Source organism: Pigmentiphaga sp. GD03639 (assembly GCF_029845405.1).
Taxonomy (GTDB): domain Bacteria; phylum Pseudomonadota; class Gammaproteobacteria; order Burkholderiales; family Burkholderiaceae_B; genus Pigmentiphaga; species Pigmentiphaga daeguensis.
On record NZ_JAOCLR010000007.1, the window covers coordinates 52,464 to 69,065 of the forward strand.

General features: G+C 65.7%; 15 protein-coding genes. 9 read left to right on the top strand and 6 right to left on the bottom strand.

Annotation, left to right across the window (positions count from 1 at the left end; genetic code table 11):
• Positions 1-8 precede the first annotated feature (8 nt).
• Positions 9-1,391 carry a gluconate:H+ symporter gene (locus N5K27_RS09605; RefSeq protein WP_087839899.1) on the bottom strand — a complete coding sequence of 461 codons (1,383 nt, stop codon included), beginning with the start codon at positions 1,389-1,391 and terminating at the stop codon, positions 9-11.
• A gap of 119 nt (positions 1,392-1,510) precedes the next feature.
• On the opposite strand from N5K27_RS09605, the gene N5K27_RS09610 reads away from it, so the two are divergent.
• Positions 1,511-3,454, top strand: a complete 1,944-nt coding sequence (locus N5K27_RS09610; protein ID WP_087839900.1) for an FAD-binding monooxygenase — start codon at positions 1,511-1,513, stop codon at positions 3,452-3,454.
• A 19-nt stretch (positions 3,455-3,473) separates the two neighbouring features.
• Here N5K27_RS09610 and N5K27_RS09615 read toward each other — a convergent pair whose 3' ends face one another.
• On the bottom strand, positions 3,474-4,217 hold the full coding sequence (locus N5K27_RS09615) for a sulfite exporter TauE/SafE family protein (protein WP_279815993.1): 744 nt from the start codon (positions 4,215-4,217) through the stop codon (positions 3,474-3,476).
• Positions 4,218-4,375: 158 nt separating this feature from the next.
• Between N5K27_RS09615 and N5K27_RS09620 the strand changes: the two genes are divergently transcribed.
• The 4 genes from N5K27_RS09620 to N5K27_RS09635 all read left to right on the top strand — a co-directional run bounded on the left by N5K27_RS09620 (position 4,376) and on the right by N5K27_RS09635 (position 9,594).
• On the top strand, positions 4,376-4,906 hold the full coding sequence (locus tag N5K27_RS09620) for a sigma-70 family RNA polymerase sigma factor (protein WP_279815995.1): 531 nt from the start codon (positions 4,376-4,378) through the stop codon (positions 4,904-4,906).
• The gene (locus N5K27_RS09625) at positions 4,903-5,856 is read left to right on the top strand and encodes a FecR domain-containing protein (RefSeq protein ID WP_279815997.1); all 954 of its coding nucleotides are present in this window, start codon (positions 4,903-4,905) and stop codon (positions 5,854-5,856) included. The genes N5K27_RS09620 and N5K27_RS09625 overlap by 4 nt, the downstream gene beginning before the upstream one ends.
• 86 nt (positions 5,857-5,942) lie before the next feature.
• Positions 5,943-8,420, top strand: a complete 2,478-nt coding sequence (locus tag N5K27_RS09630; RefSeq protein WP_279816000.1) for a TonB-dependent receptor — start codon at positions 5,943-5,945, stop codon at positions 8,418-8,420.
• 4 nt (positions 8,421-8,424) lie between these two features.
• The gene (locus tag N5K27_RS09635; protein WP_279816003.1) at positions 8,425-9,594 is read left to right on the top strand and encodes a PepSY-associated TM helix domain-containing protein; all 1,170 of its coding nucleotides are present in this window, start codon (positions 8,425-8,427) and stop codon (positions 9,592-9,594) included.
• A gap of 28 nt (positions 9,595-9,622) precedes the next feature.
• On the opposite strand, the gene N5K27_RS09640 is transcribed toward N5K27_RS09635, so the two are convergent.
• Together N5K27_RS09640 and soxC are read right to left on the bottom strand one after the other, a co-directional pair.
• Positions 9,623-10,198 carry a c-type cytochrome gene (locus N5K27_RS09640; RefSeq protein ID WP_279816006.1) on the bottom strand — a complete coding sequence of 192 codons (576 nt, stop codon included), beginning with the start codon at positions 10,196-10,198 and terminating at the stop codon, positions 9,623-9,625.
• Positions 10,185-11,507, bottom strand: coding sequence for a sulfite dehydrogenase (gene soxC, locus N5K27_RS09645; RefSeq protein WP_279816009.1), 1,323 nt, complete (start codon positions 11,505-11,507; stop codon positions 10,185-10,187). The genes N5K27_RS09640 and soxC overlap by 14 nt, the downstream gene beginning before the upstream one ends.
• A 153-nt stretch (positions 11,508-11,660) precedes the next feature.
• On the opposite strand from soxC, the gene N5K27_RS09650 reads away from it, so the two are divergent.
• Positions 11,661-12,293, top strand: a complete 633-nt coding sequence (locus tag N5K27_RS09650) for a TetR/AcrR family transcriptional regulator (RefSeq protein ID WP_279816012.1) — start codon at positions 11,661-11,663, stop codon at positions 12,291-12,293.
• A gap of 46 nt (positions 12,294-12,339) precedes the next feature.
• On the opposite strand, the gene N5K27_RS09655 is transcribed toward N5K27_RS09650, so the two are convergent.
• The gene (locus tag N5K27_RS09655; RefSeq protein ID WP_279816014.1) at positions 12,340-13,512 is read right to left on the bottom strand and encodes an FAD-dependent monooxygenase; all 1,173 of its coding nucleotides are present in this window, start codon (positions 13,510-13,512) and stop codon (positions 12,340-12,342) included.
• Positions 13,513-13,580: 68 nt separating this feature from the next.
• Positions 13,581-14,552 (bottom strand): tripartite tricarboxylate transporter substrate binding protein, encoded by a 972-nt coding sequence (locus N5K27_RS09660; RefSeq protein WP_279816016.1) that lies wholly within the window; start codon positions 14,550-14,552, stop codon positions 13,581-13,583.
• 134 nt (positions 14,553-14,686) lie between these two features.
• Here N5K27_RS09660 and N5K27_RS09665 point away from each other — a divergent pair, with 134 nt between their 5' ends.
• The 3 genes from N5K27_RS09665 (at position 14,687) to N5K27_RS09675 (ending at position 16,600) form a co-directional block, all read left to right on the top strand.
• Entirely contained in the window at positions 14,687-15,478 is a 792-nt protein-coding gene (locus N5K27_RS09665) for an IclR family transcriptional regulator (protein WP_279816018.1), read from the top strand.
• 254 nt (positions 15,479-15,732) lie between these two features.
• Complete coding sequence (locus N5K27_RS09670) at positions 15,733-16,077, top strand: helix-turn-helix domain-containing protein (protein ID WP_176400786.1); 345 nt, start codon at positions 15,733-15,735, stop codon at positions 16,075-16,077.
• Positions 16,078-16,108: 31 nt separating this feature from the next.
• Entirely contained in the window at positions 16,109-16,600 is a 492-nt protein-coding gene (locus N5K27_RS09675; protein ID WP_087839903.1) for an arsenate reductase ArsC, read from the top strand.
• The last annotated feature ends 2 nt before the right edge of the window (positions 16,601-16,602 follow it).

Here is a 16,602-nt window from a genome sequence, read left to right on the forward strand (position 1 = left end):
CCGCCGCGCTACGCCAGCGGCGGCAGCAGGTTCATCAGCAGCACCATGGCCAGGCCGACCACGGCCACGATGGACTGCACCACCGAGATCGTCTTCGTCGCCTCGCCCATGGTCATGCCGAAGGACTCCTTCACCATCCAGTAGCCGGCGTGGTTCGCGTAGTTGAAGAACAGCGATCCGCAGCCGATCGACAGGGCCAGCAGCGGCAGGTTCAGCGTCGGGTCGGCGCCGGCCAGCGGCGCCAGCAGGCCCGAGGCGCCCACGATGCCCACCGTGGCCGAGCCGGTGGAGACCGACAGCAGCATGGAGATCATCCACCCCAGTACCAGCGGCGGCAGCGCGAAGGCCTGGGTCAGGTGCACGATGGCATCGCCCACCTTGGCGTCCGTCAGCACCTGCTGGAACGCCCCGCCGCCGGCGATGATGAGCAGGATGCCGGCCACCGGCTTCAGGCTGGCGCCCAGCGCATCGCGCAGCTTCTCGGCGTCGCCGTGCCGCGCGTAGACGAGCACGATGGCCGCGAACAGCACGCCGATCAGCATCGCGATGATGGGATTGCCCAGGAAAGCCGCCATCTTGAAGGTGAACGAGGATTTGGGCACCAGCATCTCGGCCAGCGCGTGCACCAGCATCAGGATGGCCGGCAGCAGCGCCACCAGCACGCCCAGCCCGATCCCGACCGGCCGGCCGGGGTCCGCCTTGCCCACCGAGAACTGGTCCACCAGCGCCTGGTCGGGCCGCACCGTCAGCCGCGGCGCGATGAAGCGGGCATAGACCGGGCCACCCAGCACGATCGAGGGTATCGCCGCGATGAAACCGTAGATCATGGTGGCGCCCACGCTGGTCTTGAGCGTGGCGATGGCGGTCAGGGGCCCGGGGTGCGGCGGTACCATGCCGTGCATGGACGCCAGCGCGGCGATGACCGGCACGCCCACGTAGACGTAGGCGGAGCCCTTGATGGCCTTCTGCTCCTCCAGCTTGCGGGCCACGCTGAAGATCAGCGGCAGCAGCACCACCAGACCCACCTCGAAGAACATGGGGATGCCGACGATGAAGGCCACCAGCGCCATGGCCCATGGAATGCTGGATGGCGACGCCTTCGTCAGGATGGCCCCGGCCAATCCGTCCGTCACCCCGGTGTCCGCCAGCACCTTGCCCAGCATCGCCCCCAGGGCGATGACGACGCCCACGGCTCCGAGCGTCTTGCCCGCCCCGTTGGTGATGGCCTTGACCAGGGTGTCGGGCGCCATGCCGGTGGCGAACCCCACCCCCACGCACACCACCAGCAGCGCCAGCAAGGGATGCAGCCGCAGCCGCGACACGATGAGCCCGACCAGCGCCAGCACGCTGATCAGGGCGGCCACCAGAAGCTGAATATCGTCGTGGGTCATGGTTTCCCTGTGGATGCCGAAGCCGTAGGAAAGAACTCGTACCGTTGCCCAGTCTATACGAAACACCCGGGGGGATAACTGAGATAATGACAGGGTCACTTTGCCGAATCCGATGCGCCATGCAATTCCATCTGAACGGGTTCAAGCCCGGCGACCCTGAAATCTCCGAACCTGCCGGGCACGCCGCGGGCCCGCGCGCCGACGCGCTGCCGGACGAGGTCGACATCCTGATCGTGGGCAGCGGCCCCACCGGCCTGACCCTGGCCACGCAACTGGCGGCCTTTCCCGACCTCAAGACCTGTATCGTCGAACAGAAACCCGGTCCCCTGCGACTGGGCCAGGCCGACGGCATCGCCTGCCGCACGGTCGAGATGTTCGAGGCCTTCGGCTTCAGCCGGCGCGTGCTCAAGGAAGCCTATTGGGTCAACGAGACCTCGTTCTGGAAGCCCGACGACGAACAGCGCGACCACATCGTTCGCAGCGGCCGCATCCAGGACACCGAGGACGGACTCTCGGAGTTCCCCCACGTGATCCTGAACCAGGCCCGCGTCCACGACTTCTACCTGGACGTCATGCGCAACGCGCCGTCGCGGCTCGAGCCCCACTACTCGCGCCGCCTGCTGGACCTGGCCGTTGCCGAATCCCCGGCCGGCGGCACGCCCACCCACCCGGTCACGGCGCGCTTCGAACGCACCGATGCCGGACACGAAGGCCAGGTCGAGACCGTGCGCGCCCGCTTCGCGGTCGGCTGCGATGGCGCCCACAGCGCGGTGCGCAAATCGCTCGGACGCGCGCTGCACGGCGAATCCGCCAACCAGGCCTGGGGCGTGATGGACGTGCTGGCCGTCACCGACTTCCCCGACATCCGCATCAAGTCGGCCATCCACTCGGCCAGCGAAGGCAGCGTGCTGATCATCCCGCGCGAGGGCGGCTACCTCGTGCGCCTGTACATCGAACTCGACAAGCTGAACGAGAACGAGCGCGTCGCCAGCCGGCAGATCACGTCCGACCGCCTGATCGCCGCCGCCCAGCGCATCCTGCGCCCCTACACCCTGGACGTGAAAGAGGTCGCGTGGTGGTCCGTGTACGAGATCGGCCAGCGCCTGTGCGACAAGTTCGACGACGTGCCCGAACAGGAAGAACACGCCCGCCTGCCACGGGTCTTCATCGCCGGCGACGCCTGCCATACCCACAGCCCCAAGGCGGGCCAGGGCATGAACGTCTCGATGCAGGACGGCTTCAACCTGGGCTGGAAACTCGCCGCCGTCCTGCGCGGCCAGAGCACGCCCCAGATCCTGCATACCTATTCCAAGGAACGCCAGACCGTCGCCAAGGAACTGATCGACTTCGATCGCGAGTTCGCCAAGATGTTCAGCGCCGCGCCCAAGGATCCTTCCAGGGACGACAGCGAAGGCATCGACCCGGCCGAATTCCAGCGCTACTTCGTCAAACAGGGCCGCTTCACCGCCGGCACCGAAACCCGCTATTACCCGTCCATCATCAGCGCGGAGCCGACCCACCAGGAACTGGCGCGCGGCCTGACCATCGGCATGCGCTTCCACTCGGCCCCGGTCATCCGCCTGGCCGACGCCAAGCCCATGCACCTGGGCCACGCGGTCAAGGCCGACGGCCGCTGGCGCGTGTTCGCCTTCGCCGATGCCGCGGACCCCGCCGCGCCGTCCTCGGCCATCGGGGAACTGTGCCGTTTCCTGGCCGGATCAAGCCAGTCGCCGATCCGCAAATACACGCCCGCAGGGGCCGACGTCGACGCCGTGATCGATGTGCGCGCGGTCTTCCAGCAGGGCCATCGCACGCTGGCGCTGGAAACCATGCCGTCCTTCCTGCTGCCGCGCAAGGGCCGCCATGGGCTGATCGACTACGAGAAAATGTTCTGCCCCGACCTCAAGAGCGGCCAGGACATCTTCGACATGCGCGGCATCGACCGCCGGCGCGGCTGCGTGGTGATCGTGCGGCCGGACCAGTACGTGGCGCACGTGTTGCCGCTGGATGCCCACGCCGAACTGGCGGGGTTCTTCGACGGCTTCATGGTGGAGGCAGGCTAGGAAGGCTGCGGCGCGCCAGCTACATCATGGACGCCACGCCCTGGATCAGGTAGACGGTCCCGATTCCCAGCACGATCGTCCGGGTCCAGCGGCGAAACTGCGCGTCGGTGATGCGTTCGAGCACGGCCCGGCTCAACGAGGTGCCGACCACGGCGCACCCGATGATCGCCACCCAGTGCCACCATTGGGCCGACAGCTCCGCCGCGCCCAGCGCGCCGCCGAAATACGCCAGCTTCGAGGCATGTCCCAGCACCTGGCACGTTGCCTTCGTCGCCACCACGGTCCGGCGGTCCATGGTGGTCGAGCGCACGAAGAAAATATCCAGCAGCGGCCCAGTGACGCCACTGAGCAGATGCATGACCTGGCACACGAAGCCGCATATTTCCGCGGCCATGCGCCGCTCCGCCTGGGGCGCCAGGCGGGCCGGCACCGCCAGCGCGATGAAAGGGCTCAACCCCAGCACGATCAGCGCCAGGCTGCGGCTGGGAACGAACCGGACGCTGAACATCAGCGCAAACGCGACGGCGGCCCCCATGGCGAAACGCCCCACGATCCGCCAATCGGTATGCGCGCGCCACAGCACCGCGCGCCAGACGTTCGACGCCAGCAAGGCCACGCTTTGCACGACCATGGCCGCCGAGACCGGCATCAGCAACAGCAAGGCGCCCATCAGCACCATGCCGCCCGCCATGCCGAATACGCCCGACAGGAAGGCGGCAAATACGGTCAACAGGCTGACAATGGCGAAAATTCCAGCCGTCATGGCTGCTCCCCCATGGAACCGTTTCATTACGGTTCTTTTTTCGCCGGCGAGTATAGCCCCGCCGCAACCCTGCTGGCCGCACTGCAAGAACAATAATGCGAATCGATATCATTTTGTGAGAAAATAGGAGAATTTCCTTGACCCTGTAAGGGGAACGCGTGTCCCGACCTGCCGACAGTGCCGCCAGTCAAGCGCTCGGCGGCATCTACGTCCAGCACAGCCAATGGCTGGTTGCGTGGCTGCAAAGAAAGCTGGGCAATCGCTCCGACGCCGCGGACATCGCCCAGGACACCTTCACCCGCATCTGGGCGGGCGCCAGGACGCACGCCATCCAGGACATCCGCGAACCCCGGGCCTACCTGACGACGGTGGCCAAGCGCCTGGTCGTCAACCACCTCGAACGCCAGTCGCTGCAACAGGCCTACCTGGCATCCCTGCACCTCTTGCCCGAGAACACCGTGCCATCGGTGGAAGCCAGGGCCATCCTGCTGGAAACGCTGGAGGAACTGGACGCGCTGCTGGACGAGCTGCCGGCCAAGGCCCGCACGGCCTTCCTGCTGTCCCAGCTGGAAGGCCTGTCCTACGAGGAAATCGCCGCGCACATGCAGGTCAGCGTGCGCACGGTTACCCGCTACATGGCGCAGGGTTTCAGGCAATGCCTGCAGGTCATGCTGGCCAACAAGACATGACCGCCGTCGACGCGCGCATCCTGGACGAAGCCGCGCACTGGCTCGCGCGCCGGCACGCGTCCGACTTCAGCGAATCGGAACACGCGGAACTCATGCGCTGGCGCGGCCAGAGCGCCATCCACGAACACGTCTGGCAACAGGCCGAGCGCCTGAAGGAACGAATGAGCGCCGTGCCCGCCCCGATGGGCATGGCCGTGCTGGGCAGGCCCCGTCGCGCGGCCGGCCGCAGGCAATTCCTCAAGACCGCCGCGCTGGCGCTCGGTGCGCCGGCGCTGGGCTGGCTGGCGTATCGCCGCCTTCCCTGGCAAGCCTGGAATGCGGAGTTCAGGACCGCCACCGGAGAACGCCGGTCGGTCACGCTGGCCGATGGCAGCCGCATCCTGCTGAACACGGCCACGGCCGTCAGCGCGGACTTCGATGGCACGTTCCGGCGGGTGCGCCAGCATGCCGGAGAGATCCTGGTGGAGACTGCCCATTCGGCCCGGTACGCGGACCAGCCCTTCATCGTCCAGACCGGGGATGGCGAAATGCAGGCCCTGGGCACGCGCTTCATCGTGCGCATGCACGAACAGGGCACCACCCTTTCGGTGCTGGACGGAGCGGTCGGCATCACCTCCGCCCGGTCCGCGCAGCGCACCGTCGTCCAGGCCGGGGAACGCGCCGAATTCGACAGCCAGGCGGTCCGTGCCGTGGCGGCGCTTCCCTCCGAAGCGGACGCGTGGACCCATGGCGTGCTCTATGCGCACGACATGCGGCTCGAGGACTTCCTGGCCGAGCTGGCGCGCTACCGGCCCGGTGTCCTGCAATGCGCCCCGGACGCCGCGGACCTGCGGGTCTCCGGCAGCTTCCAGGTCAATGACACCGCCCGCGTCCTGGATCTCCTGACCCGTACGCTGCCCGTACGGACCGAAGAACGGACCCGCTACTGGGTCAGGGTGGCCCGCCGCTAGGTTCCCTGTCCGGTTTTTGAATCTCGCCTGTCATATCCACTGAGCCTCTCTTCAACGGCCCACGACAGTCACGAGGATTCCACGACATGCCCCAACACCGCGCCCGCCACCCGCGGCCTTCGCGCCGCCTTGCCGCCGTCCTGGGCATGAGCGTCCTGGCCTTCCATGGCCAGGCTGCTCATGCCGCCACGCCCGCCGCCGGCCAGGTGCAGAAGGCGTATCGCATCCCCGCCGGACCGCTGGAGCCCGCCCTGATGCAATTCGCGGCCCAGGCCGGCGTCAATCTCAGCGTCGACTCGGCCCGGTTGCGCGGGATGAGCACCCCGGGCCTGTCCGGCTCGTTCTCCGTCGAGGACGGTTTCGCGCGGCTGCTGGAGCAAAGCGGCCTGCGGTTGCGGCAGATGGGGGAAGGCAACTACGCCCTGGAGCCCGTTCCTGGCGTGCGCGCGGCCGAGGCGGCAGCGGCCGCCACCGAAACGACGGAACTCGCCACCGTCACCGTCAGCGCCCGCACGCAAAACAACCTCACGGCGCCCGCCAGGCAGGTCACGGTGCTGGAAGGCGAGGAAATCCAGCAGCTGCGCCAGGGTTCCGACAGCCTGGCGACGATGCTGAGCAAGGCCGTCCCCGGCATGGCCGATTCCAGCCATACCATCACGGACTACGGCCAGACCCTGCGCGGCCGGAACATGCTGGTGCTGGTCGATGGCGTTCCGCTGAACACCAATCGCGACTCATCCCGGAACCTCGCCAACGTCAATCCCGCCGACATCGAACAGATCGAGGTGCTCCGAGGCAGCAGCGCCATCTACGGAAGCGGCGCCGCCGGCGGCATCGTCTCCATCCGCACCAAGCGCCCGGCGGGCGAAACCAAGGCCGAGACCATCGTCAGCGGCGTGACGCCGTTGTCCCGGCTGGGCAGCGCGGGACTGGGCGGCGAAGTGCAGCACTACCTGTCGGGCGGCGGCGACGTGGTCGACTACTCCGTCAGCCTGGGCGCACGGCACGTGGGTGGCTCCTACGACGGGGACGGGCATCGCATCGCGCCGGAGCCCAGCCAGGGCGACATGTTCGACGCCAACATCTACAACGCCTCGGCCAAGGTGGGATTCAAGCTGGCCGAGGACCAGCGGCTGCAACTGTCGGCCAGCCGCTACGACGCCAGGCAGGACACGAAGTACGCCTCGGACCCGTCGGTGGCCAAGCTGCCCCCCGGATCCGTGCCGGCCAAGTCCATCAAGGGGCTCCAGCTCGACAAGCAGAACCAGATCCAGAACACCATACTGGGCCTGGACTACGAGAACAGGAACGTGGCGGGCAGCACGCTGGCCGCGCAGCTCTACTACCGCGACTTCTTCACGCGCTTCTCCCCCTTCGACGCGCGCGCCGTTCCTGTCCGCGGCGGCAACGTCGACCAGGCCATGCAGAACTCGAAGGTCTTCGGCGGACGGCTGACGGTGAAGACGCCGCTGGGCCAGGACCGGAACACCCTGCTGGTCTGGGGCGCGGACTTCAACCACGAGCGGACCGACATGCCGCTCGACATCTTCGACCCCGCGGCCTATGACGCCAGCGGCGGCCTGGTGTTCAGGAAGACCGGCCGCGTGATGTACATGCCGCCGCTCACGACGCGCAGCCTGGGCGCCTTCGCCCAGGCCCAGCACAAGTTCAACGACCGCTGGTCCGTCGAGGGCGGCGCCCGCTACGAGCGCTCCCGGGCCAGCTTCGACGACTTCACGCCCCTGTCGCAATCGCGCGTCGCCAATCCCCAGCCGGTGGCGGGAGGCGCGGTGAACTATGGCGCCTGGACCTTCAACCTGGGCACCGTCTTCACCCCGGTCAAGGGCCAGGAACTCTATGCGTCGTACAGCCAGGGCTTCGAACTGCCCGACATCGGCGTCGTCCTGCGCAATGCCACGCCCAGCTTCAACATCGGCAATTCCAACCTGAAGCCCATCAAGACCGACACCTACGAGCTGGGCTGGCGCGGCCGTTTCGAGAACCTTCGGACCAGCCTGAGCGTCTTCCAGTCGCGGTCCGACCTGGGAGCGGTGCAGAGCTTCAACAACGGGCTGACCCTGCTCAGGACCAAGGAAAAGATCCACGGCGTGGAAGCCAGCCTCGACTACTTCAGCGACGATGACCGCTGGAGCGCGGGCGGCAGCTTCACCTGGATGAAAGGCCGCGAGCTTCCCCAGAACGCCGGCGCCTACCAGGACATGACCGGCTTCCGGATCCCGCCGCTGAAGCTGACGGCTTATGCCGAGTACCGCCCCAACAGCAGTTGGAGCCACCGGATCCAGATGACCTCGTACGCGTCCCGGGACTACCGCCTGAACGGCCAGACCAGCTTCGGACGCTACGACGCCAAGGGCTACACCACGGTGGACCTGGTCAGCCACTGGCGGATCGACGCGAAGAACCGGGTCTCGCTGGGCATCGAGAACCTGTTCAATCGCCACTACTACCCGCTCTACAGCCAGCTCCTGCGCAGCAACAACAACACCAGCCACCTGCCCGCGGCCGGCACGGTCCTGAAGATCAGCTACGCCCACACGTGGTAGCGCGGTGAAAGCGTTCGTTCGAGGGCTGCACCGCTGGTGCGGCCTCGCCATCGCCCTGTTCGTCGCGGCCACGGCCCTGACGGGCAGCCTGATCGCCTTCGAGCACGAACTGGATGCCTGGCTGAATCCGGCGCTGTTCAAGACCGGCGACACGCGCCCCGCCCTGCCCTTCGACACGCTGCTGGCACGCATCGAATCCCAGGATGGCCGCATCCGGGTGACGCAACTGCCGCTGGACACGCCGCCGGGCCAGGCCAGCGAAGTCCAGGTCGAAGCCCGGCCCGGCGCCACGGGTCCGGCCATCGACTTCGACCGCATGTTCGTCGACCCCGCGTCCGGCCGCATCCTGGGAACGCGCAAGTGGGGTGCCTGGAACTGGGATCGTGCCCACCTGATGCCCTGGCTCAACCGCTTCCACCGGAACCTCGCCCTGCCCGGCCAATGGGGCAACCGCCTGCTCGGATGGGTCAGCGTCGCCTGGCTGCTGATCTCGCTGGCGGGCCTGTACCTGACCCTGCCCACCCGCCCCGGACGGCCGTGGCGCTCCGCCTGGCGCATGAGTCTGGATGCGCGCGGACTGAAGCTGGTGAACGACCTGCACCGCACCATCGGCCTGTGGACACTGCTGGTGGCCCTGCCCATCGCCTTCACGGGCGTCTACCTCGGACTGGGCAACGAGGTCTTCAAGCCGATTGCCAGCCTGTTCGGGCCGGTCAGCCCGCATCCGGTCACGACGCGGGCGCCGGCGGCGGCGCCTTCGACCGCATCTGCCATCAGCCCCCGGCAGAGCGTCGCCCTGGCGCGGGCGCTATTGCCGGAGGGCACCCGGGACTACGAGCCCTGGTACTTCGGACACCTGGCGTCGCGCGGCATGTACCGGGTCGCGTTCAAGGAAAAAGACCTGCGCGAGTCCGCCTTGCGCGTGCGCTATGAACAGGTCTTCATCGACGACAGGACCGGCGAATTGGCGGGGCGCTTCGGCTATGCCAGCGGCACGCCGGTGGACCGGTTCCTGGTCTGGCAGTATCCGGTCCACTCGGGCAAGGTGCTGGGCCCCCTGGGCCGGGCGCTGGTCGCGCTGGGCGGGGTGCTGATCGTCCTGCTGTGCGTCGTGGGCGTGATGAGATACGGAATGAGGACGGCGGCGCCCCGCGCGTCCTCTGCTTCCGCTTAGCGCCCGCCCATGGCCGGCAGGGGCATGCCTATTTCTTCGAAAGGCAGTCCTTCATGCAACGGCCCGCCTTCACGTCGGGGCGATCATCGACATAGAAATTGTCGCGATTGGGCATCTTGACCTTGGCCAGGCTGGCGGCGTCCACCGTGGCGTTCGCCGGCAGAATGCCGTTCTTGTGCAGCAGGTAGGCCGTCACGCCGTAGACGTCGTCGTTGGACATCGACTGGGGCGCCTGGAACGGCATCGCCCGGCGGATGTAGTCGAACAGCGTGGTGGCGTAGGGCCAATAGCTGCCGATGGTCTTGAGCGGCTTGTCGGTGGTCAGGCTGCCCACGCCACCAGCCAGCGCGGGCCCCAGCCCACCCTCCAGCTTCACGCCGTGGCAGGCCACGCACATGGCCTGGTAGACCTTTTCCCCCTGGGACACGGTCCCCTTTCCGCGTGGCAGCCCCTTGCCGTCTATCGACACGTCGATGTCCCAGCCGGCAAGTTCTTCCTTGCTCAAATGGCGGCCGAGGTTCTCGTAGCCGGCCTGGCTCGCGGCCGGAACCAGCGCCGCCCAGAACCCGATGCCTGCGGCGATGAAGGCGTTACGCGCGTCCATTGGTCACCTCCCCGCTGGCGGCGATCCGCCATGGTTGAACCGAGTTGTTGTGGTAGAAGGAAACCTTCCCCCTGACCGAGATGAGCTGCTCCAGCGTGGGCTGCACGTAGCCGGTTTCGTCCATCGCCCGGCTCATGATCATCAGTTCCTTGCCGTTCCACTCGAACGGCGCGCGGAACGCCGTCAGCGCCTTGGAACGCACCGGCTCCTGCAAGGCGGCGGGATACCAGGTATTGCCGCCGTCGACGGACACATCGACAGCCGTGATCTTTCCACGGCCGCTCCAGGCGATCCCCCGCATCTCGTGCGTTCCCTTGCGGGTCAGGCGATGCGTGCCCGAGGGAGACGTGATGATCGACTTGCACTCCATGACGAACGAGAACTTGCGGGCGCGGCCGTCGGCCATCAAGTCCGTGTACTTGGCCGTTTCTTCCCGCGTATAGCCCGGCTGGTCCGTCACGTGCAGGCGCCGCAGCCACTTGATGCTCATGTTCCCCTCGAAACCCGGGACGAACAGCCGGATGGGATACCCCTGCTCCGGACGCAGCCGCTCGCCGTTCTGGCTGTAGGCCACGAGCACGTCGTCCAGGCATTTCTCGATCGGGATGCTGCGTGTCATAGCGGCACCATCGGCGCCTTCGGCCACGATCCATTTCGCCTTCGGATCCAGGCCCGCCCGATTCAACAGGGTCTTGAGCGGAACCCCCGTCCACTCCGCGCAACTGACCAGGCCGGCCACCTCGGCCGCGGTCTTCCCATAGGGCGGCAGGAACGAGGGGTTCCCCGAACACTCGAGGAAATAGACATGGCTTTCGCTGGGAAACTGCCGCAGCTCCTGCACCTCGAAGATCATCGGATTCTTCACCAACCCGTGGATCATCAGGCGGTGCTGCCGCGGGTCGATCTCCGGCACGCCCGCGTGGTGCCGTTCATAGAACAGGCCATTGGGGGTGATGGTGCCGTCCAGTTCCTGCAGCGGCGTCGTGCTGTAGGCCGACATCGGCTCCTTGAGGCCCGGGTACAGCTTTCTTGTCGCTTCGGTTTCGAACTTGGACGGCACCCCATAGGGCGAGGCCGTGGGCGCGCCCAGGGATTTCGTCCATGCCGGCACATTCGGCGGCAGATTCTTCTTCGCCACGTCGGGCGCAACCGCGGCCGCGCCCGATTGGGCAACGGCCGACTCCGACAGCGCCATGGTCGCCAGCGAGGTGGCCACCGCGGTGCTGCGCGCCAGGAACTGCCGCCTGCCGCCGGCAGCCGCCTCGACGGGCTCCGCCAGCGCGCGGCCTGATTTGTCTCGATTATTCATGCCCCCTCCTTGTCTCGTCCGGATCCCATCGATCCCAGCCTTCAACCCTGGCAGACCGACCGATCGGTCGGTCTGCCAGGCGGAGTGTACATGACCCGGCGCGCCGCGCCCACCCCGGCTCCCATTACAATTCCGGCTGATATCGACGGGGCGATGCGCCAACACATCGTGGTGAACAGGAAAACCGAAGAGCTTGCCGCCAACCGCGACCGTATCCTGGCCGGCGCGGCGGCGCTTTTCGCCCACAGAGGGTTCCATGCCGTGGGCATGAGCGAACTGTGCGCGGCGCTGAGCCTCAGCCGCGGGGCGTTCTACCACTACTTCCCCAGCAAGGAAGACTTGCTGGAGGAAATATGCCGGCGCTACATGGCCAAGCTTCTCCAGCAGGCCAAGCAGGCCAAGGCCGAGGTCGCCGACCCGGTGCTGCGGCTGCGGCGCCTGGGCGCCGAACTCATCGACGTCATCGGCGTCCATCGCGATGAACTGGCCGTCTGCTTCCGGGAAACCCTGTCCCTGAGCGACGACCGGCGCCAGGCGGTGCTGGCGCTGCACGCCAGCTACGAGAGGATCTGGAAGGAAACGCTGATCGAAGGCGAAAAGACCGGCGTCTTCGCGCCGTACTCGCGCTTCCGGCTCAAGGCGCTGCTGGGCATGTATTACTACAGCTATCTGTGGATCGACCCGGCCTCGCCGTCGGCGATGCACCAGACGCACGAGGCATTCGAGTCCATCCTGTCGACGGTCAGCGCGGCGGGCACGATGCTCCACCGCGCGCCGTCTTCATGAAGCCCATGGCTTTGGCGGGTGCCAGACGCCGGCACTCTGGCAAATCTCAAACAGGCAGCTTCGCAACGTCGTAGCCATAGATCCAATCCACCGGCAGCGGCGGCGGGGGTGGCGTCAACTGGTTATTGCGGAATTGATCGCGGGCCTGCAGTTGTACCTTTGCGGCTCGCGGTTGGCGTTCGCGCTGATAAGCCAGCAGCGCGCTGTCCAGATCGCCGCGTCCGTGGTCGAGAAAATGCGCCAGGGCGTAGCCGTCCTCCATCGAGACGGCGGCCCCTTGTGCGAGCGTCGGCATCATCGGATGCGCGGCATCGCCCAGCAATGTGATCCGACCACGCCCCCATTCCTGCAACGGGTCACGATCCCGGATTCCCCACTTGTAGACTTCCTGCGCGCGCGACATCACATCGAGCATACCCGGATGCCAACCCGCATAGGCTTTCAGCATATCGTCGATACGGCTGGGCACGGCCCAGTTCTCTTCCGCCCAATCGTCCTTGGCCACTCGGCCGGCAAAAATGTTGAGCAGTTCTCCCTTGCGCAGCGGATAGAAAAGAACATGCCCCGTTGGCCCGAGCCAGCCCGTATATTCGGAACCATCCAGAGGGACTGGCAGCGACGCCGACGCATCGCGCAATGCTTGCATGGGAAGAATGATGCGCCAGCAAATCTGGTGCGTGAAGCGCGCCTCGCGTTCGCCGAAAAGACACCTCGCGACCCGAGAGTGAATACCGTCGGCGCCAACCACCACATCGGCCTCGACTTGCCGGCCATCCGTCAAGGAGATGACCGCCCCTGACTTCGTGTTTTCGACCGATGCGCACTCCGCGTCGGTGTGGATGGTCCCTTCGGGCACAAGGCTGGCCAATAGCGAGTGAAGATCCGCGCGGTGCGCGGTGTGATAGCTCGCGCCATATTGCGCCCGCATGGCCGCGGGCAATGGCACGCGGTCTCGCACGGTGCCGTCGTCCCACTTGATGGACAGACGCACGGACGGCTCCGGGGCAAAGCGTCCGAAAGCCTCTTCTACGCCCAGCGCGCGCAACACCTTCACCGCATTCGGCGCCATCTGCAATCCCGCCCCCACCTCGCCGAGGTGCGAAGCCCGCTCATAGACCGAGACTTCGAAGCCTCGCTGATGCAAGGCCGCCGCCGCGGTCAGGCCGCCGATCCCAGCCCCGACCAGGGCCACCCTCGGCGCTCGGGAGATGGAAGACATGTGCATGGAAAATCCTTTGATGATGAAAAGTGTCGCCAGGCCGATTCGAAGGGTATGAGCCGTCCCGTTCAGGAAGCATCGACGGTGATGCCGCCGGCGCGAATCACCTGCTCCCAACCGCGGCGGTTCTCGTCAAGGAAGCGGCGAAAGTCCTGCGGGCTGCCGTCGAAGGTTTCCGAGCCCTGCTCGAGGTAACGTTGGGACACGTCCTGCCTGCGCATGGCCTTGTTCACGATTGCATTCAATCTTGCAATCACGGGTTGCGGAGTACCCGCCGGAGCCATGATGCCCAGCCATCCCACCGCCTCGTAATCCTTGAGGCCGGCCTCTTGAGCCGTCGCGACATCGGGCAGAACGGCAAGACGTTTGTTGCCTGTCACCGCCATCGCATTGAGCTTGCCGGCCTTGATATACGGCAAGGCTCCCTGCAGATCGCTGATCAGGAAATGGGTCTCGCCGCTGATCACCGACATGATGGCCGGGGCGTAGCCCTTATAGGGAACGTGTACCACCTTGGTTGAGGTCTGCTGGGCGAGCCGCTCGACAGCCAGGTGCGAGAAACTTCCAAGCCCCACCGACGAATAGCTCAACTTGTCCGGATTTCGGCGCGCGTATTGGACGAGGTCAGGCAGGTTGCGGGCAGGGACCGAGGGATGCGTGACGATCACCCCGGGCACCACCACCGCCAGCGCCACCGGGGTCAGTTCCTTGTCCGCGTCGTAGGGAAGTTTCTTGTACAGCGCAGGATTGGTTGAAATGTTGGTGCTGCCCAGCAACAAGGTATAGCCGTCCGCCGGTGCCTTGGCGACCAGGGTGGTTCCTATGATGGCGGCCCCCCCTGGACGATTCTCGACGACGACCGATTGCCCGAGCTCTTCCGACATTTCTGCGGCTATCAACCGCGCTGTCGCATCCGCAACGCCACCGGGCGCGAACGGCACGACGATTCGCAAAGGACGCTCGGGATAGGTCGCGGCAGCATGCCCGCCCCCTATGGCAAACATCAGCAGCCACGCTCCACGGCGGGGGAATTTCCTCATGTCTCCATCCTCTTGGGGAAATGGTCGCGGTTCATTCCACGAATTTATACAATGTATAAATTAATAATACTAAGTATAAATTTATTGTACGAGCTAAACTTGGTATGTCAAGACACACGCCACACACTGCCCTCATGGACGACGAATCGACTACGCGGGAGCCGCGCCGCATCAAATCCATCGAAGTCGGATTCCGGATTCTTCGGCTCTTGGAACAGGCACAGGAAAAACTGCTTCTGCGGGACATCGCTGTAGGGGTAGGCATGCCTGCCAGCAATGCGCATCTCTACCTGACGAGCTTCCTGCATGAAGGGGTCGTCGAGCGGGACGCGGCTACCGGCCGCTACGGGCTCGGCCCCTTCGCCGTGCAACTCGGCTCCGCGGCGCTACGACAGTCCAGCCTGGTCGAACGAGCCAAGGACCTTCTCAGTCAATTGCGCACGCAGACGCGCCACTCCGTATTCCTGGCTGTATGGGGCAACCGCGGACCGACCATCGTTTTCAAGATCGACGGCGACGAATACGGCCCCATGGGAGTACGCGTCGGACATGTGCTGCCTCTACTCAGCACCGCCACCGGGCGCGTATTCCTGTCGTGGCTCCCCGCCGAGCAGACGGGACAGCTCGTGGAGCAGGAGCGGTCGTCCAGTGTCAGCCTGGCCGGAAACTTCGACGCACGGATACGCGACGCAACCATCGTCGATATTGCGAAAGACGTCCGGCGCGACGGAATCGCGCGCACCGACTCAGCCATGAGCGGCGGATTTTCCGCGGCATCGGCGCCGGTGTTCGATCAAATGCGGCAACTGTGCGCCGCGATCACCACTCTCGGGCCAGAGCCCGACGACACCGCCGGTGCCCAATTCGAAGAAGCGCTGCGCAATACCGCCGACGAACTGTCGCGCAGGTTGGGAGCCCCCCGTTAGAGCGCGGGAAAGTGGCAATGGCTGCCAACGCCTGCGCGTAGTGTCGCGAAAGAGTTGCAGAAAAGCGTAAAAATCGAGGCCCTTTGAGTTCCCGATGAAATCAAAGGGCCTGCGGTTGCGCCCGGCGCATTCTCCACAATTGCTTCAACGATGATCATGTCCGTCAAGTGAAACTTCAGCCGTTCACCTGACGCAACTGGCACCGTTCCGCTTTCCAAAACCTGCAACATATTACTCACACAATAGTTCAATGAATGTTGTATCGTAGAATAATGAACGAGATCCAAGCCATCAATGCGCTCTCCGCCTTGGCCCATGCCCAACGGCTGCGAACCTTTCGCGCCCTGGTCGTAGCAGGGCCGGCCGGACTGACGCCGAGCACCCTGGCAGACCAGCTCCAGGTCGCCCGCAATACCCTGTCCTTTCACCTGAAAGAGTTGGCGCACGCTGGCCTGGTGACCGTGGAGCAACAGGGGCGCAACCTGATCTATCGCGCCGACTTCGCCCAGATGAACGGGCTGCTCGGCTATTTGACCGAACACTGCTGCCAAGGCGCCGCCTGTGAAATCTCCGGCGCCGACGCATGCACCGCATGTTGATTTCCCAATGAACTGCGCTCGCGAGACCCCCATGGAAAACAAGGCCTACAACGTTCTGTTCATCTGCACCGGCAATTCGGCTCGATCCATCCTGGCTGAAGGCTTGCTCAACGGACTGGGCAAGGGACGCTTCCGCGCTTACTCGGCCGGCAGCCATCCCAAAGGCGAAGTGCACCCGCAGGCACTGGTTACCTTGGAGCGCTTGGCTTTGCCGACCACGGGATATCGCAGCAAGAACTGGGACGAATTTGCGCGTGCCGATGCCCCGCCGCTCGATTTCATCTTCACCGTCTGCGACAACGCGGCGGGAGAGGTTTGCCCGATCTGGCCGGGCAAGCCGGTATCGGCCCATTGGGGCGTGCCCGACCCCGCCGCGGTGGAAGGGGATGATGAACAGCGCAAGGCCTTCCACGATGCAGCCATCGCGCTCAAACGCCGCATCGAGCTATTCCTGGCGCTGCCGATCCAGAAGCTGGACGGTATGTCTTTGCAGCACGAGCTGCAGAGCATCGGCAAGCGGTAAGG

What these genes read in the sequence shown, in the direction of transcription:
- soxC (WP_279816009.1), bottom strand. Translation starts at nt 11,507, where the DNA reads ATGAATAATCGAGACAAATCAGGCCGCGCGCTGGCGGAGCCCGTCGAG.
- N5K27_RS09650 (WP_279816012.1), top strand. Translation starts at nt 11,661, where the DNA reads ATGCGCCAACACATCGTGGTGAACAGGAAAACCGAAGAGCTTGCCGCC.
- N5K27_RS09665 (WP_279816018.1), top strand. Translation starts at nt 14,687, where the DNA reads ATGGACGACGAATCGACTACGCGGGAGCCGCGCCGCATCAAATCCATC.
- N5K27_RS09640 (WP_279816006.1), bottom strand. Translation starts at nt 10,198, where the DNA reads ATGGACGCGCGTAACGCCTTCATCGCCGCAGGCATCGGGTTCTGGGCG.
- N5K27_RS09675 (WP_087839903.1), top strand. Translation starts at nt 16,109, where the DNA reads ATGGAAAACAAGGCCTACAACGTTCTGTTCATCTGCACCGGCAATTCG.
- N5K27_RS09630 (WP_279816000.1), top strand. Translation starts at nt 5,943, where the DNA reads ATGCCCCAACACCGCGCCCGCCACCCGCGGCCTTCGCGCCGCCTTGCC.
- N5K27_RS09660 (WP_279816016.1), bottom strand. Translation starts at nt 14,552, where the DNA reads ATGAGGAAATTCCCCCGCCGTGGAGCGTGGCTGCTGATGTTTGCCATA.
- N5K27_RS09670 (WP_176400786.1), top strand. Translation starts at nt 15,733, where the DNA reads ATGTTGTATCGTAGAATAATGAACGAGATCCAAGCCATCAATGCGCTC.
- N5K27_RS09655 (WP_279816014.1), bottom strand. Translation starts at nt 13,512, where the DNA reads ATGTCTTCCATCTCCCGAGCGCCGAGGGTGGCCCTGGTCGGGGCTGGG.
- N5K27_RS09610 (WP_087839900.1), top strand. Translation starts at nt 1,511, where the DNA reads ATGCAATTCCATCTGAACGGGTTCAAGCCCGGCGACCCTGAAATCTCC.
- N5K27_RS09615 (WP_279815993.1), bottom strand. Translation starts at nt 4,217, where the DNA reads ATGACGGCTGGAATTTTCGCCATTGTCAGCCTGTTGACCGTATTTGCC.
- N5K27_RS09605 (WP_087839899.1), bottom strand. Translation starts at nt 1,391, where the DNA reads ATGACCCACGACGATATTCAGCTTCTGGTGGCCGCCCTGATCAGCGTG.
- N5K27_RS09625 (WP_279815997.1), top strand. Translation starts at nt 4,903, where the DNA reads ATGACCGCCGTCGACGCGCGCATCCTGGACGAAGCCGCGCACTGGCTC.